The 22,018-nt window shown below is 70.1% G+C and carries 21 protein-coding genes, 1 tRNA gene, 1 other RNA gene and 1 pseudogene; 13 read left to right on the forward strand and 11 right to left on the reverse strand.

What is annotated here, in order from left to right; genetic code table 11:
• Nucleotides 1-28: 28 nt before the first annotated feature.
• The 5 genes from TBR22_RS05265 (at nucleotide 29) to ligD (ending at nucleotide 3,997) form a co-directional block, all read left to right on the forward strand.
• Nucleotides 29-1,033: a YihY/virulence factor BrkB family protein gene (locus TBR22_RS05265; protein ID WP_239491912.1), complete on the forward strand. Its 1,005-nt coding sequence runs from the start codon at nucleotides 29-31 to the stop codon at nucleotides 1,031-1,033.
• A gap of 87 nt (nucleotides 1,034-1,120) precedes the next feature.
• A complete protein-coding gene (locus TBR22_RS05270) occupies nucleotides 1,121-1,492 on the forward strand; it encodes a LysM peptidoglycan-binding domain-containing protein (RefSeq protein ID WP_239491913.1) in 372 nt (123 codons plus the stop codon).
• A 136-nt stretch (nucleotides 1,493-1,628) separates the two neighbouring features.
• On the forward strand, nucleotides 1,629-2,675 hold the full coding sequence (locus TBR22_RS05275; protein ID WP_239491914.1) for a cupin-like domain-containing protein: 1,047 nt from the start codon (nucleotides 1,629-1,631) through the stop codon (nucleotides 2,673-2,675).
• A gap of 57 nt (nucleotides 2,676-2,732) precedes the next feature.
• Complete coding sequence (locus TBR22_RS05280; RefSeq protein ID WP_239491915.1) at nucleotides 2,733-2,951, forward strand: hypothetical protein; 219 nt, start codon at nucleotides 2,733-2,735, stop codon at nucleotides 2,949-2,951.
• Between the two features lie 5 nt (nucleotides 2,952-2,956).
• Nucleotides 2,957-3,997 carry a non-homologous end-joining DNA ligase gene (ligD, locus tag TBR22_RS05285; RefSeq protein WP_239491916.1) on the forward strand — a complete coding sequence of 347 codons (1,041 nt, stop codon included), beginning with the start codon at nucleotides 2,957-2,959 and terminating at the stop codon, nucleotides 3,995-3,997.
• Here the strand turns inward: ligD and TBR22_RS05290 are convergent.
• From TBR22_RS05290 to TBR22_RS05300, 3 genes are all read right to left on the reverse strand, one after another.
• Nucleotides 3,978-5,057 (reverse strand): ATP-dependent DNA ligase, encoded by a 1,080-nt coding sequence (locus TBR22_RS05290; RefSeq protein WP_239491917.1) that lies wholly within the window; start codon nucleotides 5,055-5,057, stop codon nucleotides 3,978-3,980. The two genes, ligD and TBR22_RS05290, sit on opposite strands and share 20 nt — an antisense overlap.
• 112 nt (nucleotides 5,058-5,169) lie before the next feature.
• Nucleotides 5,170-5,727 (reverse strand): DinB family protein, encoded by a 558-nt coding sequence (locus tag TBR22_RS05295; protein WP_239491918.1) that lies wholly within the window; start codon nucleotides 5,725-5,727, stop codon nucleotides 5,170-5,172.
• A 16-nt stretch (nucleotides 5,728-5,743) separates the two neighbouring features.
• Nucleotides 5,744-8,137, reverse strand: coding sequence for a helicase-related protein (locus TBR22_RS05300; RefSeq protein WP_239491919.1), 2,394 nt, complete (start codon nucleotides 8,135-8,137; stop codon nucleotides 5,744-5,746).
• Between the two features lie 89 nt (nucleotides 8,138-8,226).
• Between TBR22_RS05300 and TBR22_RS05305 the strand changes: the two genes are divergently transcribed.
• A complete protein-coding gene (locus tag TBR22_RS05305; protein WP_239491920.1) occupies nucleotides 8,227-8,364 on the forward strand; it encodes a hypothetical protein in 138 nt (45 codons plus the stop codon).
• A 34-nt stretch (nucleotides 8,365-8,398) separates the two neighbouring features.
• Here the strand turns inward: TBR22_RS05305 and TBR22_RS05310 are convergent, their stop codons facing one another.
• Nucleotides 8,399-9,256, reverse strand: coding sequence for an NAD(P)H-binding protein (locus TBR22_RS05310; protein ID WP_239491921.1), 858 nt, complete (start codon nucleotides 9,254-9,256; stop codon nucleotides 8,399-8,401).
• A 92-nt stretch (nucleotides 9,257-9,348) separates the two neighbouring features.
• Between TBR22_RS05310 and TBR22_RS05315 the strand changes: the two genes are divergently transcribed.
• Nucleotides 9,349-10,290, forward strand: coding sequence for an AraC family transcriptional regulator (locus tag TBR22_RS05315; RefSeq protein WP_239491922.1), 942 nt, complete (start codon nucleotides 9,349-9,351; stop codon nucleotides 10,288-10,290).
• Nucleotides 10,291-11,051: 761 nt separating this feature from the next.
• On the opposite strand, the gene TBR22_RS05320 is transcribed toward TBR22_RS05315, so the two are convergent.
• The 4 genes and pseudogenes from TBR22_RS05320 to TBR22_RS05330 form a co-directional block, all read right to left on the reverse strand.
• Nucleotides 11,052-11,141, reverse strand: a tRNA-Ser gene (locus tag TBR22_RS05320).
• A 227-nt stretch (nucleotides 11,142-11,368) separates the two neighbouring features.
• Entirely contained in the window at nucleotides 11,369-11,683 is a 315-nt protein-coding gene (gene brnA / locus TBR22_RS05325) for a type II toxin-antitoxin system BrnA family antitoxin (protein WP_239491923.1), read from the reverse strand.
• Nucleotides 11,601-11,804: pseudogene (locus TBR22_RS26885) on the reverse strand (BrnT family toxin); the annotation flags it as partial. The pseudogene TBR22_RS26885 and the gene brnA, both read right to left, overlap by 83 nt.
• A 21-nt stretch (nucleotides 11,805-11,825) precedes the next feature.
• Nucleotides 11,826-13,502, reverse strand: a complete 1,677-nt coding sequence (locus tag TBR22_RS05330; protein ID WP_239491924.1) for a sigma-54-dependent Fis family transcriptional regulator — start codon at nucleotides 13,500-13,502, stop codon at nucleotides 11,826-11,828.
• 188 nt (nucleotides 13,503-13,690) lie between these two features.
• Between TBR22_RS05330 and TBR22_RS05335 the strand changes: the two genes are divergently transcribed.
• Complete coding sequence (locus TBR22_RS05335; RefSeq protein WP_239491925.1) at nucleotides 13,691-14,656, forward strand: MBL fold metallo-hydrolase; 966 nt, start codon at nucleotides 13,691-13,693, stop codon at nucleotides 14,654-14,656.
• A 74-nt stretch (nucleotides 14,657-14,730) separates the two neighbouring features.
• Here the strand turns inward: TBR22_RS05335 and TBR22_RS05340 are convergent, their stop codons facing one another.
• Complete coding sequence (locus tag TBR22_RS05340; RefSeq protein ID WP_239491926.1) at nucleotides 14,731-15,429, reverse strand: DUF1080 domain-containing protein; 699 nt, start codon at nucleotides 15,427-15,429, stop codon at nucleotides 14,731-14,733.
• A 153-nt stretch (nucleotides 15,430-15,582) separates the two neighbouring features.
• The gene (locus TBR22_RS05345; RefSeq protein WP_239491927.1) at nucleotides 15,583-16,089 is read right to left on the reverse strand and encodes a hypothetical protein; all 507 of its coding nucleotides are present in this window, start codon (nucleotides 16,087-16,089) and stop codon (nucleotides 15,583-15,585) included.
• Nucleotides 16,090-16,362: 273 nt separating this feature from the next.
• On the opposite strand from TBR22_RS05345, the gene TBR22_RS05350 reads away from it, so the two are divergent.
• The gene (locus TBR22_RS05350; RefSeq protein WP_239491928.1) at nucleotides 16,363-17,619 is read left to right on the forward strand and encodes a mandelate racemase/muconate lactonizing enzyme family protein; all 1,257 of its coding nucleotides are present in this window, start codon (nucleotides 16,363-16,365) and stop codon (nucleotides 17,617-17,619) included.
• Between the two features lie 142 nt (nucleotides 17,620-17,761).
• On the forward strand, nucleotides 17,762-19,189 hold the full coding sequence (locus tag TBR22_RS05355; RefSeq protein ID WP_239491929.1) for a hypothetical protein: 1,428 nt from the start codon (nucleotides 17,762-17,764) through the stop codon (nucleotides 19,187-19,189).
• Here TBR22_RS05355 and TBR22_RS26785 read toward each other — a convergent pair.
• Nucleotides 19,176-19,823 (reverse strand): TetR/AcrR family transcriptional regulator, encoded by a 648-nt coding sequence (locus tag TBR22_RS26785; RefSeq protein WP_305068769.1) that lies wholly within the window; start codon nucleotides 19,821-19,823, stop codon nucleotides 19,176-19,178. The genes TBR22_RS05355 and TBR22_RS26785 overlap by 14 nt on opposite strands.
• Before the next feature lie 161 nt (nucleotides 19,824-19,984).
• On the opposite strand from TBR22_RS26785, the gene TBR22_RS05365 reads away from it, so the two are divergent.
• The 3 genes from TBR22_RS05365 to ffs all read left to right on the forward strand — a co-directional run bounded on the left by TBR22_RS05365 (nucleotide 19,985) and on the right by ffs (nucleotide 21,956).
• Entirely contained in the window at nucleotides 19,985-20,725 is a 741-nt protein-coding gene (locus TBR22_RS05365; RefSeq protein ID WP_239491930.1) for an SDR family oxidoreductase, read from the forward strand.
• 103 nt (nucleotides 20,726-20,828) lie between these two features.
• A complete protein-coding gene (locus TBR22_RS05370; protein WP_239491931.1) occupies nucleotides 20,829-21,695 on the forward strand; it encodes an SDR family oxidoreductase in 867 nt (288 codons plus the stop codon).
• Nucleotides 21,696-21,858: 163 nt separating this feature from the next.
• Nucleotides 21,859-21,956: signal recognition particle sRNA small type (ffs, locus tag TBR22_RS05375), an RNA gene on the forward strand.
• Nucleotides 21,957-22,018: the final 62 nt, after the last annotated feature.

Consider the following 22,018-nt stretch of genomic DNA (forward strand, 5'->3'; position numbering starts at 1 on the left):
TGGCGGCGCCCTTGCAGACAGTCAGGGCATGGCGATTTTCGACATCCCGATCAGTTGGGGCGAGGTCGGCAAGCGGACGATGAAGGAGACCATCGCCGACGACTGCCTCGGGCTGGCGGCCCAGCTCTCCTATTACGTGTTCCTCGCGCTGTTCCCGGCGATCCTGTTCCTGCTCGCCCTCGGGAGCTACTTCCCCCTGCAGGACCTGTCGGGGCAGATCGTGCGCGTGCTGCGTCCGATCGCGTCACCCGACGTGATCGCCATCATCTCGGAGCAGATCCAGCGCATCGCCAACTCGGAGGACGGCGGCCTGCTGACCTTCGGCGTGCTCACCGCCCTGTGGAGCAGCTCGGCCGCGATGGTGGCCGTGACGAGCGCGCTGAACGCGGCGTACGACATCGAGGAAGGCCGCCCCTGGTGGAAGGTGCGGCTCGTCGCCGTGGGCTTGACCCTGGCCCTGGCGGTCTTCTTCCTGCTGTCGTTCACCATCGTCCTGGCCGGTCCGGCGATCGCGTCGTACCTCGAGCAGACGCTGCACCTCGGTTCGACTGTCAGCACGGCATGGCTTGTCGTGCAGTGGCCGGTCGCGTTCCTGCTGGTGTCGACGGCGATTGGCCTGGTGTACTACTTCGCCCCGGATGCCGAGCAGGACTGGGTGTGGATCTCGCCCGGCGCGGTGCTCGCCACCGTGCTGTGGCTCACCGCGTCGTACGCCTTCCGCCTGTACGTCACCAACTTCTCCGATTACAACGCGACCTACGGGGCCATCGGCGGGGTCATGGTCCTGCTGTTGTGGTTCTACGTGTCGAGCCTGGCCATCCTCGTCGGTGCGGAGATGAACGCCGAGATCGAGCACGCGTCGCCGCACGGGAAGAACCCGGGCGAGAAGGTTCCAGGGGAGCGGCGGATGATCGGCGCACGGGCCGCCCGCGCGTGGCGGGCGCGCATGGAAGCTCGTCGGGGAGGCGTGGCCGGCAACGGATCGCCCAAGGACCAGATTGACGGGACCGCCGGCGGTGCGTTTGCATCCTAGGGAGTGCTGCCGTCACGCGATGCGTACGGCCCCTGCCCCCCGCGAGGGTGGCGTCCTGTTCCGAGACAGTTCGAGGGAGTAGATCAGATGAGCTTGCGCGATACGTACGCGGCCGCCATTCACGTGGCCAAGACCGTCGGGATGCAAGGATCGGCGGAGGAGAAGGACGGCAAGCTGGTCTTCCACGGCACGGTGACGTCCGAGGACGCGAAGAACCAGATCTGGACCGCACTCAAGTCGGTGCCTTCCTGGCAGAACGACCTGCACGCCGTGATCGACGTCGTCGCCCCGCCGTCCGTGCAGTACACGGTGCAACCGGGCGACTCGCTCAGCAAGATCGCGAAGGCGCATCTTGGCGACGCGAATGCGTACATGAAGATCTTCGAGGCCAACAAGGACAAGCTCTCCGACCCCGACAAGATCCAGGTCGGCCAGGTGCTCACCATCCCCACGGCCTAGCGCCGCGTGACCGGGGCGCGTGACGCGCCCCGGTCTCTTCCTCACGTTCCCGCCCCTCGTCCGCCCGTCCACACGCCCTACAGCAGGGTTGGCGTCAGGTGTGGCATGATCCCGGCCCAACCGTACAGGAGGGCCCATGGACATGGACGCGGGGGTCGACACGCTCGACCGCTACGCCTTCAACACCACCTTTGCCACCGACTGGGTGCTGGGTCGCAAGCTCGGACTCAATCGCACCGGTGAGCGCAAGTCGTGGCAGGACAAGATGGTCGCCAGGATGCAGGGGCGGCCGCTCGGGCGTGAGCTTCAGGTGGAGCGCCGGCGAGGCCTCTCACCGGAACAGTTCCGCCGCGAGTACTTCCTCACGGGCAAGCCCGTCGTGCTCGAGGGCATCGCGAGCGAGTGGCCGGCCGTAAAGAAGTGGTCGTTCGAGTACCTGCTCGAGCGGTGTGGCCAGGACGACATCGACGTCCTCGACGGCCACAACTGGAAGGTGCAGGCCAGGCCCGGCACCGACGTGGTCGAGGCCGCCGAACGCGGCATGAAGGTCAAGGACCTGCTCGCCGGGGCGCGGAGCGGCAGCGGCTGGTACGGCTCCTTCATGGAGCTGCTCGACAAGTACGCCGACATGCGCGACGACATCGACTGGAACTTCGTCCGCGACTACGGCAACACCACGATGCGGCTGCCGTGGCAGCGCAACATCCTCGCGAAGATGTACGTCGGCGGGCCGCTCACCTCGACGTCGTTCCACTGCGCGCCGGTGATGAACCTGTACCTGCAGGCGTACGGCCGCAAGCGCTGGGTGCTGGTCGCGCCGAAGTTCACGCCGTTCATGTACCCGAGCCTGTCCAAGGGCCTGAACTGGCAGTCGCGCATCGACTTCCGCAATCCGAACTACGACGAGGCGCCGCTCTATCGCTACGTCGATCGCTACGAGACTGTGCTCGAGCCCGGCGACGTCCTGTGGAATCCGCCCTGGGTCTGGCACGGCGTGCAGAACCTCACCGAGTCCATCGCGGTGAGCATGTGGTGGGCCAACGTGACCCGGACGATGTCGAACAACCCCGTGCTCACGCCGCTGGCGTTCTTCGGGCGGCCCAACCCCGTCCTGCTGCAGCTCGGTCTCGAGAAGGAGCCGACCGAGAAGCGCTCGGCCTTCAGCGTCCACCTGAACAAGTAGGCTGGTCTCGGGCTTGCACGGCTCCTGGAAGCGCACACCGCGCGAGGAGCCGTGCCCATGTCCTCCACCCACTCGTTCCCGGCCTCCAGCACCCCGCGCTGGGTCTGGCTCACGCTCGGCCTCATCATCCTGCTCACGCTGCTGGTCGTGTTCGCGTTGCCGTCGGCGCGCAATGACGACGAGGTGGGGGAGCGCGGTCCCGGCGTGCGTCCACAGTCGGACGTCGGGCCTCCGCCGCCGCCATCGGTGGCGCGAACGCGGACCCTGGCCGCCTGAACGCCATGCCCGGCAGCGACGACGCGCAGGCTCACGACGTCACGATGGCCGTCGGTGGGCGCGAGGTCACCGTGACCCATCCGGACAAGGTGTTCTTCCCGGACTCAGGCGTCACCAAGCTGGATCTCGTGCGCTACTACGTCACCGTGGCCGACGCCGCACTCCGTGGGGTCCGCGGCCGGCCCGTCGTGCTCAAGCGACATCCGGACGGTGTCGGCGGCGAGGCCTTCTTCCAGAAGCGCGCGCCGGCGGGGCGACCGGCCTGGGTGGACACGGTCACCCTCGCCTTTCCGTCCGGCCGCACGGCCGAGGAGGTCGTGCCGCGCGAGCCGGCGACGCTGGCGTGGATGGCCAACCTCGGGTGTCTCGAACTGCATCCGCACCCGGTGCGCGCCGACGATCTCGACCATCCCGACGAACTGCGCGTGGACCTCGACCCGGTGCCGGGCGTGTCGTGGGCGCAGGTGCGCGACGTGGCAGAGGTGGTACGCGCCTCACTCGGTGATCTCGGCTTGATCGGCTGGCCGAAGACCTCGGGATCCCGTGGCCTCCACGTCTACGTGCGCCTCCATCGGCGGTGGACGTTCGACCAGGTGCGCCGCGCGGCCCTGGCCATCGCCCGGGATGTCGAGCGTCGGGTGCCTGCACTGGCGACGAGCAAGTGGTGGAAGGAAGAACGTCACGGCGTGTTCCTGGACTACAACCAGAACGCCAAGGACCGCACCATCGCCGCCGCCTGGTCGGTGCGACCGACGGCCGATGCGCGGGTCTCGATGCCGCTCGACTGGAGCGAGGTGCCCGACTGCGACCCGGCGGCCTTCACCATCCTGACCGCGCCGGCGCGCCTGGCCGCCGTCGGCGACCCGCACGCGGCGATGGACGAGGCGCCGTGCGCGCTCGATGCGGCGCTCGCCCTGGCCGACCGCGACGAGCGCGAGGGCCTGGGCGACGCGCCCTGGCCGCCGCACTACAAGAAGCAGCGCAGCGAGCCGCCGCGCGTCGCGCCGTCGCGCCGGCGCAAGGACGTCAGCGGCCGCGGGCAGTGAAGACGCGCGCCAGCTCGTACGGCGTCGTGACCTCGAGCTGGTCGTAACGGCACGCCGCGGGCGGCTTGTCGGGCCGCCAGCGACGGAAGGTGGCGGCATGCCGGAAGCGGTCGCCCTGCAGGTGGTCGTACGCCACCTCGCACACGCGCTCCGGGCGGAGCGGCTCCCACGACAGGTCCTTGCCGGCGCTCCACCGGCTGCTCGCGCCGGGCATGCGCGACGAGCCGGAAGCGGCGGTGGCCCAGTGGCGCCACGGATGGTCGTCGAGGGCGCCCACGCGCAGCGGGGCGAGGTCGGCGGCCAGTTGCCGGCGCACGGCCATCGTGAAGGCCGACGTCACGCCGACGTGCTGCAGCGTGCCTGCCTCGTCGAACAGGCCGAGCAGCAGCGAGCCCACGAGCTCGCCGGGCCCGGCCTTGTGCCAGCGGAAGCCCGCGACCACGCAGTCGGCAGTCCGCACATGCTTGATCTTGATCATGGTGCGCGCGCCGGCGCTGTAAGGGGCGTCGAGGCGGCGGGCGATCACGCCGTCCAGGCCTGCGCCTTCGAAGCGGGCCAGCCAGTCCACCGCCGTCGCGTGCTCGTGCGTGTGGGGCGTGAGGTGCAGCGGCGGCACGAAGGTCGCCGCGAGCCGCTCGAGGCGCGCACGCCGGGTGGAGGTCGGCGCGCTGCGCAGGTCGTCGCCGGCCTCGGCGAGCAGGTCGAAGGCCACGAACGAGGCGGGCGTCTCGCGCGCCAGGCGCTCGACACGCGAGGCCGCCGGGTGCAGTCGCATCTGGAGCGCGTCGAAGTCCAGGCCCGACGGTGTCGCGATCACGATCTCGCCGTCGACGACGCAGCCGTCAGGCAGCCCGCGCACGAGTGCGTCGTGCACCTCGGGGAAGTAGCGGTCCAGCGGCTTCAGGTCGCGGCTCTGCAGGAAGACCGTGCCCTCGTCGCGGAAGGCGATGGCGCGGAAGCCGTCCCACTTCGGCTCGTAGGCCCAGCCGTCTCCGTCGGGAATGGCGGCGGCGACCTTGGCGAGCATCGGTTCGACGGGCGGCGTCACCTGAGCGGGCATGGGGACATGCACGGAAAGGGCCGGGCCTGGTCGAGGGCTCAGGGCTCAAGGCTCAGGGGCAAGGAAGGACCACGTCGGAAAGGACCAAGGCCGAAGCACGAAGGCCGAGGCGTCACGGTGCCCTGGCGATGCGGAGGTACTGCTGCCATGGGCCGACGGCGGCCGAGTACTGGCGGCCGAGCACGCGGCTGATCTGCATCACGTGGTCGAGGTCGTGCGTCACCCACGTCGCGATGAGCTGGCCGAGCGTCACGGGTCCGAGCGCGGGGTGCAGGCCGGGCTTGTCCAGGTCGGCGTCCGACACGCCGAGCGCGGCCAGGTCGTCGAGGCTGCCCGTGCGCAGCGAGGCGAACTCGTCGAGCAGGTCGGTCATCGATCGTCCACGAGCCTCCTCGTGGCCCCGCATGTCGAAGGGCCTGAACGGCAGCGCCGCCCCGTGCGTGAGCAGGTGGTGCACGCGCGGCATCCAGTCGGTGCGCTCGCCGTGCGACAGGTGCGCCACCACGTCGTGCGGTGACCACGTGCCCGCGCCTTCGGTGGCGTGGACCAGGTCGTCCGGCAGGTCGCGCAGGAGCGCATCGAGCACCCATGGCGTCCGTGCGAGCAGGCGCCGGGCATCGTCGAGGGTGATGCGACGATCGAACGCGAACGTGTCGGGCGATGGAGGCATGTCGGGCTCCTCGGGATCAGGCGGGCGTGTTGATGATGGCCGCGAGCATGTGGGGGCGTCGGTCGCCGAGGCGCGGGGCGAGGCGCGCGAGCAGCCGCGGCCAGTCGTGCGCGGCCACCTCGCCAGCCGACATGCGGCGCGCGGCGAGCGGCCGGCGCGCGAACGCGTCGGCCCATTCGGGGCGCGGTCGCCCGTCGGCGTCGAGGGCGACGACCTCGAAGTGCGGGCCGTCCTTGTAGATTGCCACCAGCCCGGGGCCGTGCGGCCCCGGCACCTGCACCTCGAGGCGACCGACGCGACCCTTCGGGTCCTCCTCGAAGTGGGCGAGCACGCCTTCCACGAGGGCATGGCCGGAGGCGAAGAAGTCGCGCGTCTCGTCCTGCACGGCGGATTCGCGATCGAAGGTGCCGATGAAGGTCGAGCCGCCGGGCACGCCCGGCAGGCTGTCGACGAGCGCCTCGTTGCCGAACTCGATCACGTACGCGCGCCGGCCGCGGGCGTGTTCGACGCGGAAGCCGAGCCGCGACGCCGCGTTGACGACCACCTGCTCCATCAGCGCGTCGAGATCGTGAGGCACACGGGCGAGCAGCGCCGGCGCCAGCTCGGCGCGGAACGGATCGCGATGCATCTGCCGGTACACGGCGTCGTGCACGCGCGTGCGTGCCGCCTGCGCCTCGGCCAGCAGCCTGTCGACGTCGACATCGGTCAGCATCGCGTCAGGCGCGAGCGCCAGGGCGTCGAGCGCGGCTTCCACGTGCGCCAGTTGCGGCTCGACGCCGGCAATCGGCTCGCGGAACAGGCCGAGGCGTTCGTAGAGACGCACGACGCTGGCGCCGATGCCGGCATCGGGCCGGAAGTAGACGATCTCCACGGGGATCCGCCTGCCGATGCGATCGAGCCTGCCGATGCGCTGCTCGACGGTCGACGGCTTCCAGGGCAGGTCGTAGAGGACGAGACGATCGCAGAACTCGAAGTTGCGGCCCTCGCCGCCGGCCTCGGTCGAGATCAACAGGCTCGGGCCATCCTCTGCCCGGAAGCGGGCGACCTCGAGATCGCGGCGGGCCGCGGAGAGGTCTTCGTGGAACAGGCCGGTGGCCAGGGCGGCGCGGGCGCTGCACGCGTCGCGCAGCATGTCGAGCGACTCGCGGTGGGCGACGAACACGAGCGTCTTCTGGCGTGCGTCGCGCCAGGCGGTGGCCTGCGACACCAGCCAGGCGAGTCGCGGATCCACGCGGTCGCCGGCATCGGCCTGTTCGCGGAGGGCCGAGTCGGTCGGGGCGAGTGCGGCCTTCAGGGCGGCGCCGGAGGCCAGCGAGCGTCGGACGCGGTCGAGGGCGCGCTTGCGGGCCAGGGCATCGCGCCCGGCGTCGGCGGTGAGGGTGGCGGTCGGGAGCCACCAGGCCGGCACGTCGATCGGGCGTGGGGCGCGGGGCGGCAGGCCGCCGATATCGACGCGTCGCGTCGCGCTGGTGCAGGGCGGCAGCGGCGTGCCCGACGCCAGGCGCGCGTCCACGTCGAGCGGCTCGGGGAACTCGTCGGGGCGCAGCAACTGCAGCAGCCGGAAGAACCCGTGCGCGTCGTCTTCGAGCGGCGTGGCGCTGAGCAGGAGCACATGGCGGCCGAGGGCGGCGATGGGCGCCACCGCCCGATACGCCGGCTCGCCGGGATGGCCGGGTGGTCGTCGCAGGCGCTGGGCCTCGTCGACCACCAGCAGGTCGATGCCGGCGCTGGCCGCCTGCCGGGCCAGGTCGGGGCGGTCGGCCAGCAGCTCGAGGGCGATCACCGCGCGGCGATGGACGTCGAAGGGGTTGAAGCTGGCGCCGAAGTCGCGGGCGACGTCGGCCAGGCGCGCCGCATCGAGCAGCGTGAACACCTGGTGGTACTTGCGCCACAACTCGCCGAGCCATTGCACGGTGAGCGCCTCGGGCGCCACGACCAGGCAGCGCTCGATCCGCTGCGTGTGCAACAGGCGGTTCATGATCAGCGCCGCCTCGATGGTCTTGCCGAGCCCGACCTCGTCGGCCAGCAGCCAGCGCACCGGCAGCCGCGCCGTGGCGCGCTCGGCGACGTGCAACTGGTGCGGGAACAGGCGCACGCGACCGCCGAGGAACGACCCGAGGCCGCCGGCCTCGCGCGTCGCGAGCAGGTGCAGCACGTCGAGCCGCGTCAGCACGTCCTCGGTCTCGTCGACGTCGCCGGCCAGGAGTCGCTCGAGCGGCGTGCGATCGCGCACGGCGACCGGCGCCGCCTCGGGCACCAGCGCGTCGCTGTGTGCGGCCAGTCGGAGCGTCGTCCTGCCCTCCGGAAAATGGACGACCAGCACGCGTCCCTCGATGGCGGTGACGTGTCCGGTGCCGAGTTCGGCATTGAAGCGATGGGTCAGGTGGTCCCCGACGGACCAGGCGTGCATTCGCTCGATTCTAGGCGAACGAACGGTTCAGCCTTCAGGACGCGGCCACGTGGGCCACCTTCACGAGCTTTCCGCCGTTGTATCAGCGCGTGCGTGCCGGCTACGTGCAGGAGGCGCGCAGTCGCCCCGAGGAGTTCGTGACGCGCCTGGCCAACCTCGTGCCGCGGACCGCGCAGGGGCAGATGTTCGGCAACTGGAACGACGGCGGTCGTCTCGACGGCATGTGACGCGCTGCGGTCGCGTGCGGGCGGGCCCAGGGCGTCAGGCCCACGCCTCGCGGTAGTCGTGCGCGTACTTGTCGAAGCTGATGGGGGCGCGACCGGTGATGCGCTGCACCGCATCGGTGGTCCGCTCCGCGTAGCCGGCCTTGAAGTAGCTCAGGAGCAGCAGCAGTAGGTCGGCGTATTCGGGCGACAGCCCTGCGGCCAGCAGTCCCGGACGCATGGCCTCGGGTGTCACCTCGGTGTAGCCGATGGTCCGCCCCGTCGCCTGCGACAGGATCGCGGCCACCTGATCGTGATCGAGCGCCTCGGCGCCGGTCAGGTCGAACTCGGCATTGGTGTGCGTGTCGGTGGTCAGCAGCGCGGCCGCGACTGCAGCGATGTCGCGCGCATCGATGAAGCTGCCCCTTGCCTGGCCCACCGGCAGGAAGATCTGCCCCTGCTCCCGGATGCCCTGGATCCAGTAGGAGTTGAAGTTCTGCATGAACCAGTTGGGGCGAATCACGTTCCACGCCAGCCCGCTGGCCTGCAGGTGCTTCTCGGCCAGCCGCAACGGTGACCGTTCGTCGGCATTGGCGCCCATGGCCGACATCAGCACGACGCGCCGCAGCCCGTGCGCGCGGGCGGCGTCGATGGCGGGTCCCAGCAGCACGTCCTGGTTGACGTGTCCCGGCGGCGCCATCAGGAAGGCCTGGTCCACGCCGGCCAGGGCGTCGGACAGGCCCTCGCCGGTCAGCAGGTTCAGGTGCACCTCGTCAGCGGCGTGCGGTGCCCGACTGGTGGCGCGACGAACGCGGTAGCCCCGGGCCGTCAGCAGCGGGCTCAAGGCCGAACCCACGGTGCCGTGGGCGCCGACGATGAGTGCGATGGGAGAGGATGAGTTCGTGTGAGTTGCCATGGCGACAGTGTCAGCCCGTCATGACTGCTGTGGAATGGCAACTCGTACACAATTTCATGTCCATGAGTTCAGAATTGTTGTTGAATTGACGCATGGATCTGCTCACGGATCTGCTGCAGCAGGCGGGGGTGCGCCGTCGCCTCCTCGACCTGCGCACCCTCACGCCAGCGGCGTCGCTGCGTTTTCCGTGCGACAAGAGCATCGGGCTCCATGCGGTGACGGCAGGTCGGCTGTTCATTCATGCGCCGACCCTGCACGAGCCGCTGCTGCTGCAGGCGGGCGACGTGGCGGTGATGGCGCGCGGATGCCATCACGTCTTGAGCCTGCACGCGGAACCGCCAACCGAGGTGGTCACGCCGGGCATCTTCGCGCGTGACGGCCGCGACCCCGCGGCGGTCCACGATGCCCAGGTGATCAGCGGCGCCTACCAGCTGTGGAACGACCCGCTGCATCCCTTCTTGCGCGAGATGCCGCCGTGGTTCGTGTTGCCAGCGGAGTCCGTGCCCAGGCTGGGGCCGTTGGCCCTGACGCTCGGCCTGCTGGACGCCGAGGTCCGTCGTGGTGACCTGGGAACGTCCACCATCGTGCACGGCCTGCTCGACGCGGTGTTCACCTACGCCCTGCGTGACCTGACGCAGCGGCAGGCGGCCGAGCACCCCGGCTGGAGCCAGGCGGTGGCCGACCCGCAGATCCGCACCGTGCTGGCCGCCCTGCACGAGGACATCGCGCACCCCTGGACGCTTGACGACATGGCGCGGCGAGCCGGCCTGTCGCGCACCGCCCTGGCGGAGCGCTTTCGTGCGGCGCTGGGCGACACCCCGCTCAGCCACCTGCGCACCTTGCGCATGCAGAAGGCCATGCAGTTGCTGTCGGAGACCGACACGAACCTGGAGCAGGTGGCCCGGGCCGTGGGGTATCAGGACGCGTTCGGCTTCTCGAAGGTGTTCAAGCGGACGACCGGCATGGCCCCGCGCACGTTCCGCCAGCAGGACGCGCGGGAGCGGCTCGAGCCGCGTCGCCTCCGGTCGGAGTAGTGCCGTGCGCCGAGTGGCGGCGTGCGGTCGCGATGGCAATTCGAAATTCGAAATCTGAGATTCTCGGGCTAGGGCCTTCGGCCGCTCGCCACGCGGGTCCAGAGGGGCGCCTCGGCGAGGCGTCCACGTCGGTGTCGCGAGGATCACTGACCGTCGACCTCCGGGTCGACGGCCACGAACCGGGAATGGCTGTCGTGGTGTGCCGGACGCTGGGGCCGAGCGAAGCGAAGCCCGAGGCGGCGATGCCATCGAGCAACAGCGCAGAGAGGGTGGGAGTCGAGCTCGCGGGCACGAGCCGCAGGCGGACGGCGACGCAGCTCGGGGCCGTTCAGCGCAGTGGTGAAGTCGTGGCGGTGCGCGAGCCGCTGAGGGCGAGCGAAGCGACGCCCCGAAGCCGACCGGCCAGCGAATCACCAGCGCAGAGAGAGTGTGGGATTCGAACGAGCGCGTCAGGATCAGCGCAGTGGTGAGGTCGAGGCGGTGTGCGCGACGCTGGGGGCGAGCGACGCGACGCCCCGACGCCGAGCGACAAGCGAATCAACAACGCAGAGAGAGTGTGTGGGGGATTCGAGCTCGCGGGCACGAGCCGCAGGAGGCACCGGGATTCGAGCTGAAGGGCCCGCGCCGCAGGACTCACCGGGATTGGAGCTGAAGGACCCGCGCCGCAGGACTCACCGGGATTCGAGCTGAAGGGCCCGAGCCAAAGGCGAGGGCCCGCAGCCTGAATCCCACTCCTCCGCCACGACGAGCGTAGCGAGGAGTGGCGGAGAGAGTGGGATTCGAACCCACGGTAGAGTTTCCCCTACACACGCTTTCCAAGCGTGCGCCTTCAGCCACTCGGCCATCTCTCCCTTCGACTCGCTTGGCTCACTCAGGGCAAGCCCTTCGCCTCCCCTCACTCCGGGCAAGCCCGGACTGGCGCTCACTCGGGGCAAGCCGCGCATCGGCGGACACGACAGTGTACGCGGAGGGCGGCCGCCCGCTCAACCGCTTCCGGCCCGGAGGTGGGTCTCGTCGGCCACGGGGGGTATCGGAGCTCGGGAGCGGACCGACACGCGAGGCGACCACGCTCAGCCAATCACCGGCCCACCTTCTCGAGCGCGTCTGCGAGGCGGATCTTGATGAAGGTCTGCCGCGTGACGCCCAATCGCCGCGCTTCCTGATCGATCTCGCGCAGCAGGTCGACTGGAATGTCCACGTTCACGCGCTGCACCGCGCGTCCGGGGCGAGTGCCCTTGCTGAGGTCCATGTGCGCCGACATGTCCTCCCCTGCGTCGTGCACGGCATCGAGCCGGGCAGCAGACAGCGGTTCAGTCCTGGCGGTAGGCTTCTTCTTCTTCTTCTTCTTCTTCGCGTGCTCTTCTGACGGAGATGATGCGCGCTCGACCCGCACGCGTCGTGGTGAAGGCCGACCACATCCGGGTGCCGATGCGGCCAATCACCTGCAGTCGCGGTTCGTCGATGGACCGGGCCGGGATCTCGAGCCGGTCCGGGTCCTGCCAGAGCGCCTGCGCGTCTGTCGCCGTTGGCTTCGGTCAGCGCCCCTCGGTGTTCGCGCGGCTCGTGGAGGACGGCCGGATCCGTGGCCCGGCTGCGTCATAGGCCCTGAGCTTGCGGTACAGGGTGGCCGTACCGATGCCGAGCGTGGCGGCCGCCTGGGCACGGTTGCCGTTGGCGGCGCGCAGCACCCCGGTGATGTACTCGCGTTCGACGTCTGCCAGCGAACGCGCGTCGCCCGCCACGAACGCGCTGGGCCGCGCCACGCTGATCTCCGTGGGTAGGTCGTCCACGTCAATGCGGCTCCTGGTGGCAAACACCGAGGCTCGCTCGACGGCGTTCTCGAGTTCGCGCACGTTGCCCGGCCAGTGGTATCGCGTCAGTCGCTGGGCGGCCGCCGGCGTCAACGACAAGGCCTTCCGACTCTCGCCCCCGGCGCGGGTCACCAGGAAGGCACGTGCGAGCGGCAGAATGTCGTCCCGCCGTTCCCTCAAGGGCGGGACGCGAATCTCGACCACTCGGAGCCGGTAGTACAAATCCTGTCGAAACCGCCCGGCCTGGATGTCCTCGGCCAGGTCGCGGTTGGTGGCCGCCAGAATCCTCAGGTCGACGGGGCGGCCACGGTTCTCCCCGACGCGCCGCACCTCGCGCTCCTGCAGCGCACGCAGCAGCTTCACCTGCATGCCCGCAGGTATCTCACCAATCTCGTCGAGCAGGAGCGTGCCGCCACCGGCGGCCTCGAAGAGCCCCACGCGATCCTGGGTGGCACCGGTGAACGCGCCGCGTCGGTGCCCGAAGAGCTCCGACTCGAGGAGCGCCTCCGGGACGGCGGCACAGTTGACGGCCACGAACGGCCCACTGGCCCGGGCCGATTCGTGATGGAGGAGTCGGGCCACGCGCTCCTTGCCGACGCCGCTCTCACCCGTGATCAACACCGTGGAATCGACCTGGGCCACGCGACGCGCCACGTCGATCACGCGGCGCATCTCGGCGCTCTGCGCTACGAGCCCGGACGTCCGGTCCGAGTCGCGCGCCAGCGGCCCCATGGCGTGGCGGCGAGCGTACAACCGGCGCTCGGTGTCCTTGAGTTCCTCGGTGACACGCGTGAGCACGGCATCGAGGCTGTCCAACTGGTAGAACGGCAGGTGTGACGTGATGCTGTCGCCCCACTCGGCGAGTGGGCGTCCTACGAGCTGACACACGGCGTCGCCCTTGCCGCGGCAGCGTTCCTCCAGGCAGTACACGTCCTGGCCGTAGGCGCGACTGAGGTAGCCACTCGCAAACCCCGTCAGCGTCCAACACACGGGTTCCTCGGCATGGCCGAGGTGCAGCAGGTGCTGCTCGGCCTCGTACGAGTCCTGCCACACGGCCTCGGCGAGCGGCTTCGGGCCCGCGTCTGGCACCCGCTCAGACGGCGCCGCCCGAACAAAGCCCTTGAGCATGTGGAGCCAGCCGCCCGCCCGCCGCCAGTCGTGCTCGCTGTCCCACGGAAATCCCTCCCGGATGGTGTCCGCGGTCCGCCATCCGTGTGCGTACCCGAAGCGTGTCAGGAGCGCGCGTGCCCCCGTGGCCCCAAGCGTGCGAATCAGTTCGCGACGCAGGAGCCCGAGCGCGACGGCGTCGAAGATGAGGACCCGCTCGTCTGCGAACCGGATGATCCCGCCCGTGGGCTCGAACGACAGCAGCTCCCGTAGATCCAGATCGGATGCTCGCATGGCCAATCACCACCAATCATTTTGATAACGAATCGTATCATTATGATTGACGCCTGTTGTCATGACGGCTCGCAAGCTGTTGAAAAGACAGGGCACGAGCGTTGGCCAGACCTTTGCGCTTCCTCTGATGGGCAGCCCCCTCGAGCGACTCGGTCCTGAGGGTCTCCGCTGCAAAGGAGTGACAGCCCATGAAGAACGTCATCGTCACCGTCGTCCTCGTCGCCCTCGGCGTCGGAGGGCCGGCCGCCGCCCAGGAACCTGTGTGGGACCCGAACACGGTCGAGCTTCAGCGTCTGCCTGTCGCACCAGGCGTGTATGCCCTCGTCGCAGCCGGCGCCAAGGAGTTGGAGGCGAAGGGAGTGCCGCTCGCGACCACCGGTGGCATTGTGGTCGGCTCGCGTGCTTCGCTGGTGATCGACACGATGCTCAATCAGCGGCTCACCGATATCGTGCTCAAGGAGGTGGGCGCGCTGACGCGAGGTGTCCCCACCTATGCCGTGAACACGAGCTACCACGGCGATCACTCCTACGGAAACGCGCTCGTGCCGCAGTCGACGGTCGTGATTCAACACGAGGCGACCAAGGCCTACGTGGACGCCAACTTCGATGCTGACGTGAAGTTCATGCTTGGCGCGTTCGGCCCGGGACGCGGTATCGAGACCGCTCGAGCCCGCACCGGTGACGTCCTGGTTCCCAAGAGCGGACTCGTGCGCCTGGACCTCGGCGGCAAGCTGGTCGAGATTCGCGACTTTGGCTTCGCGCAAACGGGTGGCGACCTCTGGGTCTGGCTACCGCAGGAGAAGGTTCTCTTTGCCGGCAATCCGGTCATCGCGGCGAGCCCCGCCATCCCCTGGCTGCTCGATGGCCACCTGCAAGACACGCTGGACACGTTGACGCGCGTCCGGGACTTCCTCCCCGCCGACGCGACGATCGTGCCCGGCCACGGCGCGCCGATGAAGAAGGCCAACCTCGACTGGCATGTCCAGTACCTGACGGCCCTTCGCGACCAGACGCGTGTCGCCATTGCCAACGGCGCCACGCTCGAACAGGCCGTGGCGCGGGTCGACGTCAGCGGCGCGGAACGCTATGCGATCTACGGATGGGTCCACAAACAGATCAACGTCCCCGCGGCCTACAAGGAATTGAAGCGCTGAGATGGTCGCGCACGTTGCGCCCGGGCGGATGCGGGTGGGCGAGCACGAGCGTGGGCGAACGGCGCGCCGCAGGGCTACTGCAGCTCGCGGATCCGGATGTTGCGATACCAGCACTCGTCCTGGTGGTACGTCAGCATGATGTGCCCGTCGATCTTGTCGCCGAACCCCGGCGCGTTCCTGAACTTGCTCGCCGCGATGCCGGCCTTCACTTCGGGGCTGCCCAACTCGTAGGTGAGGACGTGCTGGCCGTTCAGCCAGTGCTCGACGCGCGTGCCGCGGACGATGATGCGGGAGGTGTTCCACTCGCCGGCCGGCCGCAGGGCCGTGTCGGTCCGGGCGGCGAGGACGTCGTAGAAGCCCGCCGTGTGCTGCAGCGGCGTCAACGCGGCCGGGTAGCCCGTGTCGTCGATCATCTGGTACTCGTGCCCGGGCGCCGACGGGCGTGCCTCGGTCACGAAGTACTTCACGCCGTTGTTGCCGCCCGGCGCGACGCGCCAGTCCCACGCCAGCTCGAAGTCGCGGTACGCCTTGCGCGTGATGAGCTCGCTGCCCTTGACCTTGGGCACCGTCTTCAGCAGGCCGTCGCTGACCGCCCAGCCGTGCTCCGGCAGCGTCTCGCGACGATAACCACGCCACGCGTCGAGCGAGTGGCCGTCGAACAGCGGCTGCCATCCAGTGCCGTCGACCGGCGTGGGCGACTGAGCAGAGACCGGGACGACGATGGCCTGGCAGGCCAGCGTGAGGACGAGGATCGCGAGGCGGGGGGACGGCATGGCACGAAGCATACTCACTCGTGCGGCCGACGCGTGTATGCGAAGGCAGTCCGCAGTCGGCAGTCGGCAGTCGGCGGTCGGCAGTCCGATCACCAGCAGCGCCGCGGCGTCGGCAACTGCGCCGGCGCGCGCGGCCTCGACTCCAGCCCGTCCCTACATGATTGGCGGCGGGCCGAGCAGGTACGGACGGTCCCTCAACTCACGACTGAGCTGCGCGTGGCGCTGGCGCCACGACTCGAAGTGCGAGCCCATGGCCCTGAGCAGCCGTGCCTTCCGTGCCTGGCTTTCGGTGGCCGCGGCCCGGCGATAGAAGCCGGCGCCGAGGTCGGCATACCAGCGGATCGTGTGACGACGACGCATCTGATCCTCGAAGTACCCCGCGAGCAGCAGGCACTGGGCGCCCGCAGTCTCCATCATCCCGCTGTCCTCGCGCATGGACGTGTCGAGGACATAGGCGTCGAAGACGGCGCCGAGGTGTGCCGGCGTCGGCAGGTCGTCGGTCGATTGCGTCGAGGATTGCGCGAAGTGCGCCAGCACGCTGGCGTTGTAGAGCAGTTCGTCGCGGTCGACGTCTGGCGCCGACACCTCGCGCAGACCAACCAGGAAGAACTCCAGCGTCTGCTGATGATTGCTCCCGAGCAGTTCCCGTAGCGGCTCCATGGACCCTCCACGCCTGTGGCGCGTGCCAATGCAAGTGCCGTACCGCGGTCGCGTGGCGATTTCCAGACGAAGTTACGCGACATCGGCCGGCCCTGGCCGTGCAGGCTGCCACTGGTGACACACAAACTGTCGCTCGTCCAACAGCCGAGGACCATCTCCGACACACACGTGCTGCCCGGTTCCTCGCCGCGTCGGGGAAGCGCGTCGGCTATCATCGCCGCCATCTTCGGCCAAGTGGGGGGTGAGGACGTGCGCGCAGGGCGTCGAGACGTGATGCGGTGGGGAGCGGCGGCGGTTGCGGCGACGGCCGGGCTCGGCGCCCCGGGGCGTGGCGCGGTGGCTGCGTCCACGGCGGCGCAGGACGCGTCGCCGCCTGTCGATCCGGCACGCATCGCTGCCGCGGCGGCGGGGCCCATCCTCCGGCGCGAGTTGTTCACGAGTCCGGTGACGATCGCCTCCGTCGAACTGCTGAAGGCAGGCGACCAGTACCTCGTGCGGGTCCGGTCGCGCGAGGGTGCCACGGGACTCGCCGTCGCGCATCCGGAGGTGCTGGAGACGACGTGGCCCATCCTCACGCGCCGGGTCGCGCCGTTCTTCGTCGGCAAGGACGCGCGCGACCTCGAGGCGCTGATCGACGGGGTGTACCTGGCCGACTCCAACTACAAGTGGCAGGGCCTGTCGTTCTGGGTCCCGGTGGCGAGCGTCGAGTTCGCGGTACTCGACCTGCTCGGCCAGGTGGCGCGGCAACCGATCGGCGAGCTGCTCGGCGGCGTGCGGCGGCGCGACATCGCCGTCTATCGCGCGAGCGGCAATCGCGGCAACTCGCCGGAGGCGGAGCTGGCCTACCTGCAGCGACTCGTCGAGGAGATCGGGGCCAGGGCGATCAAGTTCCGCCTCGGCGCGCGGATGCGGTACGACGAGGCGTCGACGCGCCGCGACCTCGCGCTCATCCCGCTGACCCGCAAGGCGTTCGGCGACGCGATGGCGATCCACGCCGACGCCAACGGGTCCTACGACGTGCCGACCGCCCTGCGCATCGGTGCGCTGATGCGCGACCACGGCCTGGCGTTCCTCGAGGAACCCGTGCCCTTCGACAGCTACGACGAGACCAGGGCGATCGCCGACGCCTTGCCCCTGCCGGTCGCCGGCGGCGAACAGGAGAGCAGCCTCCGCCGCTTCCGCTGGATGATCGAGCACCGCGGCGTCGACGTCGTGCAGCCCGATCTCTTCTACTTCGGGGGCCTGATCCGATCGATCCGCGTCGCCCGCATGGCCGCGGTCGCCGGCATGCCCTGCACGCCGCACATGTCGGGCGGCGGCCTGGGCTATCTCTACGTCGCGCACTTCGCGTCGTGTGTCCCCAACGCCGGGCCCTTCCAGGAGTACAAGGGCCGCGAGGACGACCTGCCCGTTTCGTCCGAGACGTCCTCGCTGCGGTGCGTGAACGGCGTGCTCACCGTGCCCACCGGCCCCGGACTCGGTGTCTCCCTCGATCCGGCGTTCCTGGCCAGGGCCGTGCCCGTCGCCTGAATCTCGCCGGCGCTGTCACGATCGGCGGCCGGCCGACCACTTCCGTTCGTCGGTCGAGTCACGGGCGTTATGCTGCCCGGGGGCCGCTGTGTGCGCACGCCGCGCGGATCGCGCCCCATTCGAGTCAGAAAGGACCAGAATCATGCGCACGTCGCTGGCCGTGTTCGCGGCAGCCGTCCCAGTCCTCGCGGTGACCGCCAGCCTGTCCGGGCTCGCGCAGGCGCCCAAGGCTGGCGCCAAACCGGCCCCGGCCGCCGCCACGCAGGAGCAGCAGGTGACCCCGCCCGAGTCGCGCTACTGGATGGGCGCCACCACCGGGAGCGGCATGCTGGCGATGAGCGGCATGGCCGGCGGTGGCCGTCCCTCGATGGGCAGCCTGATGAAGATGGCCACCTCGGGACTGCCGTCGGCGGGCCACATGATCGAGCTGCGGCTCGGCACCACTCTGGCGCCGACCGGCGAGCCCGAGGCGTTCCACACCTTCCCGGCGGGCGCGCAGGTCAACAAGCCCATCTACCTGGAAACCCCGCAGCCCGGCAAGAGCGAGTCCGGGACGGCTGCCTACAAGGCCCCGAAAGGGCAGATCACCTTCTACTGGGGATGTGGTGAGAAGGCGGGTCCGGGCCAGCCGGTCATCCTGACCTTCGACAAGCTGATGCGAGGCGAGAACGATCCTGAGCTGCAGGCGCTGGCCGCCTCGGTGTCGGCGCGTGGCGTTCGCACGCCGACGGTGACCAACTCGAAGACCTACGGTGACTGGCCGAACGCCGACCGCCGGAAGCGCAACAAGGACCTCGAGGCCACCTTCCCGGTCGGGTCCACGCTGGCCGGCCAGCACGTCATCGAGGGCACCTACACGCCGAAGATCGACTTCGCGCTGCCCGACGACAAGACCTACATGGAACCGGTTCGGTACAGCAAGACCGCCGTGCTGCCGTCCGGCGCCGTCGCCCTGAGCTGGAACGGCCAGGCGCGCGCCACCGGCTACTCGCTCGGCGTGATGGCGCCCGAGAAGGTCGACGACGAGTCGGCCAACATCGTGATGTGGTCGTCGGCAGAACGGCCCGCGACGTTCGTGCAGATGGAGCACCTCACGCCCGCCGAAGTGAAGCGCCTGATCGACCTGAAGGCCGTGCTGCCGCCGACCACGACGGACTGCGCCGTGCCGGCGGAGGTGGTCAAGGCGACCAGGAACGGGTCGATGCTGATGTTCACCGCCTACGGCGACGAGGCGACCTTCATCCATCCCGCGCGCCCCGCCGACCCGAAGGTGACGTGGGATCAGGAGTGGTTCGCGCGCGTCAGCTTCAAGGCCGCGCGCATGGACATGATCTCGCCCGAGGGCGTCATGGACATGACGGCGATGTCGGGCGGCAGCGAGGCGGGCAAGGGCAAGCCCGATCCGTCGTTGTCCGACGAGGAGTACTGCGCGGCGCTGGCCAAGCAGGAAGCCGAGAAGCCGTCGGTGGCCGACGCCATTCCCGGCGGCCGCCTGCTGGGACGCTTCGGTCGCAAGAAGGAGACGCCGCCACCGAGCGACCCTCGCTGCGCGAACCTCAAGAAGAAGTAGTCGGGCCACTCCGGGGCCACGCGCGCGCCACTCGCGTCCGTGGCCCCCCCGTTCGGCCAAGGAGCACCGTCGCGGCCCATCGCGCGTCGTGCCCGGCGGCGGGCGTGCCCTCCGCGAGCGCCCGCGCCACGGCGCCCTCGAACAGCGCCAGGAGCGCCCCGGCGACCTGGTCGGGCGACCGCACCCCGGCTTCTCGTACCACGGCAGCGACTCGTGCCTGCAGCCAGGCTCGGTGCGCCGCGAGCACCTTGCGCGCCGGATGTTCGGCGCACCCCAGTTCGCTGTCGGCGTGCTGGAACGGGCAGCCGCGGAACTCGGCCGACGCCATCCATGCCAGGCAGGTGTCGAACAGCCCGAGCAGGCGGTCCACCGGCGCCCCCTCGCCGTCGAGCACGGCGGCAAACTGCGCCTGCACCGCCTCGCTGCGGCGCGCGAGGTAGGCCGCAACCAGCTCGTCCTTCGAGGCGAAGTGCGCGTAGAGCGACGCCTTGGCGACTCCCGCCTCCTCGATGACCCGCTGGATCCCGACGGCGCGGATCCCTTCCCGATAGAACAGCGTGCTCGCGGTGGCGAGCAGTCGCTCGCGGACCGACGTGTCGGCTGGTGGGGACGGGTCGTCGGGAGCGCGCGTCATACGCCTTGACTATACAGACCGTTCGGTCTAGTCTCAAGCCCGCTGCACCAGACCGATCGGTCTGGTCCTGGCGCGGCGCGTCGCCGTCGCCTCCACGCGCCCGGCCACGGTCCGGCCAGGCGCGTGTCGTTCATCCGGGTCACTCGCAGGAGTCCGTTCCCATGGCCGTGCACATCTCCGGCACCACCGCGCTCGTCACGGGCGCCAATCGCGGCATCGGCAAGGCGCTCGTCGAGGCGTTGCTCGCCCGCGGCGCCGTCCGCGTCTACGCGACGGCCCGCCGCCCCGAGTCGCTCGAGCCGCTCGTCGCGGCCGGCGCGGGCCGCGTCGTCGCCATCGCCCTCGACGTCACGCGTCCCGAGCAGGTCGCGGCGGTCGCCGACCGGGCCGGCGACGTCACGCTGCTGGTCAACAACGCCGGCGTCGCCTCGCACATGTTCGGCGCCTTCGACGACCCGCGCTGGATCACCGCCGGGCGCGAGGAGTTCGAGGTCAACGTGCTCGGCACCCTGGCGGTGACGCAGGCGTTCCGGCCGGTGCTGGCGGCGCAGGGCGGCGGCGCGGTCGTCAACATCGCGTCGGTCGGCTCGTTCGTCGGGTTCCCGGTGGCGCTGACCTATGCGGCCGCCAAGGCTGGCACCCACTCGCTCACGCAGGCGACCCGGGCGATGCTGCGCGATCAGGGCACCTTCGTCGCCGGCGTGTACCCCGGTCCCACCGACACCGACATGGCGACGCGCCTGCCCTTCGAGAAGACGCCGCCAACGGCGGTCGCGCACGCGATCCTCGACGGCCTCGAAGCCGGCGTCGAGGACATCCTGCCCGATCCGGTGGCGCGCCAGATGGGTGCGGCCTACTTCTCGGGTCCCAAGCAGCTCGAGCAGCAGGCGGTGCCGGCCTGACCGGTGCGGACCACGCCGCGGCCGCTCGCGTCGCGCAACTGCGGTAGGCTCACACGGCGCACGTCCCCGGGGCGCGCGCCGGTTCCATCTTCGAGGAGAGACGATGCGCATTCTGGTGACGGGCGGGACGGGAACGGTCGGTTCACAGGTGGTGCAGCAACTGGTGGCGCGCGGCGCCGAGGTGCAGGTGCTGACGCGTGATCCGGGCAGGGCGCGCGTGCCGCAGGGCGTCACGGCCGTGGCGGGCGACCTGACGCAGATCGCCACCGTGCGGTCGGTGTTCGCTGGCGTGGACGGCGTGTTCCTCCTGAACGCCGTGAGCCCCACCGAGTCGCAGGAGGCCCTGCTGGCGATCACCGGCATGCGCACCGCCGGCGTCAGGCACGTCGTGTATCTGTCGGTGCACCAGGTCGACGGCGGCGCGTACCTGCCGCATTTCGGCGCCAAGGTCGGCATCGAGGCCGGCCTCAAGGCGTCGGGTCTCGCTTACACGATCCTCCGGCCCGACAACTTTTTCCAGAACGACTACTGGTTCAAGGACGCCATGCTGCAGTACGGCGTCTACCCGCAGCCGCTCGGCAGCGTCGGCACCTCGCGGGTCGACGTCCGCGACATCGGCGAGGCCGCCGCGATCGCGTTCACCACGCCGGGCCACGAAGGGCAGATCTACGACCTCGTCGGCCCCGAGGTCGTGACCGGACCTTCCACCGCGGCCGTCTGGGCCGACGTGCTGAAGCGTCCCGTGGCCTACGGTGGCGACGACCTCGACGCGTGGGAAGGGCAGGCGGCCACGATGATGCCCGACTGGATGGCCTTCGACTTCCGGCACATGTACGGCCACTTCCAGGCCAAGGGCCTGCGCGCCACCCCCGAGGCCATCGCGCGCCTGACGACGCTGCTCGGCCATCCGCCGCGCGCGTTCCGGGCGTTTGCCGAAGAGACGGCCGCCGCCTGGGGCGTCACGGGCTGAACAGGCGACAGCTGAGGCTGCAGGCTCACGGCTCACAGAGCCTTCACTCGGTCAGTATGCTTTCTGAGCCCTGAGCCCAGTCCTTGAGCCCCGAGCCCCCGCGGACTACACTGGGAGTTCGGTCGCCCTCGGGTGGCCGCCGGCCGTGGTCGCTCGCACCGCGGCCCGGAGCCCGTGCAACGCCAGACCTCGAACCGCGTCAGGACCGGAAGGTAGCAGCGCTAAGGGGATCCTGCCGTGTGCATGGGTACTCCGGGTCGCGGTGGGATCGACCCGGCCGACATCCGCCGACGTGAGACTCGGCCGCGACACCGCCCAGCACC

The sequence above is a fragment of the Luteitalea sp. TBR-22 genome (genome assembly GCF_016865485.1).
In the GTDB taxonomy this organism is placed as follows: domain Bacteria; phylum Acidobacteriota; class Vicinamibacteria; order Vicinamibacterales; family Vicinamibacteraceae; genus Luteitalea.

Excerpts from the sequence above, each read along its gene's own strand:
- TBR22_RS05265 (WP_239491912.1), top strand. The coding sequence starts at position 29 with ATGGCGATTTTCGACATCCCGATCAGTTGGGGCGAGGTCGGCAAGCGG.
- TBR22_RS05270 (WP_239491913.1), top strand. The coding sequence starts at position 1,121 with ATGAGCTTGCGCGATACGTACGCGGCCGCCATTCACGTGGCCAAGACC.
- TBR22_RS05275 (WP_239491914.1), top strand. The coding sequence starts at position 1,629 with ATGGACATGGACGCGGGGGTCGACACGCTCGACCGCTACGCCTTCAAC.
- TBR22_RS05280 (WP_239491915.1), top strand. The coding sequence starts at position 2,733 with ATGTCCTCCACCCACTCGTTCCCGGCCTCCAGCACCCCGCGCTGGGTC.
- ligD (WP_239491916.1), top strand. The coding sequence starts at position 2,957 with ATGCCCGGCAGCGACGACGCGCAGGCTCACGACGTCACGATGGCCGTC.
- TBR22_RS05290 (WP_239491917.1), bottom strand. The coding sequence starts at position 5,057 with ATGCCCGCTCAGGTGACGCCGCCCGTCGAACCGATGCTCGCCAAGGTC.
- TBR22_RS05295 (WP_239491918.1), bottom strand. The coding sequence starts at position 5,727 with ATGCCTCCATCGCCCGACACGTTCGCGTTCGATCGTCGCATCACCCTC.
- TBR22_RS05300 (WP_239491919.1), bottom strand. The coding sequence starts at position 8,137 with ATGCACGCCTGGTCCGTCGGGGACCACCTGACCCATCGCTTCAATGCC.
- TBR22_RS05310 (WP_239491921.1), bottom strand. The coding sequence starts at position 9,256 with ATGGCAACTCACACGAACTCATCCTCTCCCATCGCACTCATCGTCGGC.
- TBR22_RS05315 (WP_239491922.1), top strand. The coding sequence starts at position 9,349 with ATGGATCTGCTCACGGATCTGCTGCAGCAGGCGGGGGTGCGCCGTCGC.
- TBR22_RS05330 (WP_239491924.1), bottom strand. The coding sequence starts at position 13,502 with ATGCGAGCATCCGATCTGGATCTACGGGAGCTGCTGTCGTTCGAGCCC.
- TBR22_RS05335 (WP_239491925.1), top strand. The coding sequence starts at position 13,691 with ATGAAGAACGTCATCGTCACCGTCGTCCTCGTCGCCCTCGGCGTCGGA.
- TBR22_RS05340 (WP_239491926.1), bottom strand. The coding sequence starts at position 15,429 with ATGCCGTCCCCCCGCCTCGCGATCCTCGTCCTCACGCTGGCCTGCCAG.
- TBR22_RS05345 (WP_239491927.1), bottom strand. The coding sequence starts at position 16,089 with ATGGAGCCGCTACGGGAACTGCTCGGGAGCAATCATCAGCAGACGCTG.
- TBR22_RS05350 (WP_239491928.1), top strand. The coding sequence starts at position 16,363 with ATGCGGTGGGGAGCGGCGGCGGTTGCGGCGACGGCCGGGCTCGGCGCC.
- TBR22_RS05355 (WP_239491929.1), top strand. The coding sequence starts at position 17,762 with ATGCGCACGTCGCTGGCCGTGTTCGCGGCAGCCGTCCCAGTCCTCGCG.
- TBR22_RS26785 (WP_305068769.1), bottom strand. The coding sequence starts at position 19,823 with ATGACGCGCGCTCCCGACGACCCGTCCCCACCAGCCGACACGTCGGTC.
- TBR22_RS05365 (WP_239491930.1), top strand. The coding sequence starts at position 19,985 with ATGGCCGTGCACATCTCCGGCACCACCGCGCTCGTCACGGGCGCCAAT.
- TBR22_RS05370 (WP_239491931.1), top strand. The coding sequence starts at position 20,829 with ATGCGCATTCTGGTGACGGGCGGGACGGGAACGGTCGGTTCACAGGTG.